The sequence below is a fragment of the Streptomyces odontomachi genome (assembly GCF_024435355.1).
GTDB classification, from domain to species: Bacteria; Actinomycetota; Actinomycetes; order Streptomycetales; family Streptomycetaceae; genus Streptomyces; species Streptomyces odontomachi.
In genome coordinates, this window is the sequence record NZ_JAMJWG010000094.1 from 1 (window position 1) to 564 (window position 564).

The following is a 564-nucleotide window of genomic DNA, read 5'->3' on the forward strand; positions in this document are numbered from 1 at the left end:
ATGGCCGCGCCGGTCGCCTCGTCGCCCGCCAGGTCCAACGCACCGAAGGCAGAGGTGGCGGCCTGGAGCAGGGCCACGCCACCACCGGCGACGATGCCCTCCTCGACGGCGGCCTTCGCGTTGCGAACAGCGTCCTCGATGCGGTGCTTGCGCTCCTTGAGCTCCACCTCGGTGGCGGCACCGGCCTTGATGACCGCCACACCACCGGCGAGCTTGGCCAGCCGCTCCTGAAGCTTCTCGCGGTCGTAGTCGGAGTCGGAGTTCTCGATCTCGGCACGGATCTGGTTGACCCGACCCTGCACCTGGTCGCTCGAGCCGTTGCCGTCGACGATGGTCGCCTCGTCCTTGGTGACGGTGACCTTGCGGGCACTGCCCAGCAGTTCCGGACCCGCGCTCTCCAGCCTGAGCCCGATCTCTTCGGAGATGACGGTGCCGCCGGTGAGGACGGCGATGTCGCCGAGCATGGCCTTGCGGCGGTCACCGAAGCCCGGGGCCTTCACGGCGACGGACTTGAAGGTGCCCTTGGCCTTGTTGACGATCAACGTGGCGAGCGCTTCGCCTTCC

1 protein-coding gene is annotated in these 564 nt (G+C 68.6%); it reads right to left on the reverse strand.

The features are described 5' to 3' along the window. Positions 1-564, reverse strand: a 564-nt coding sequence (locus NQO67_RS43525; protein WP_305127004.1) for a TCP-1/cpn60 chaperonin family protein, incomplete at both ends; no start/stop codon positions are given.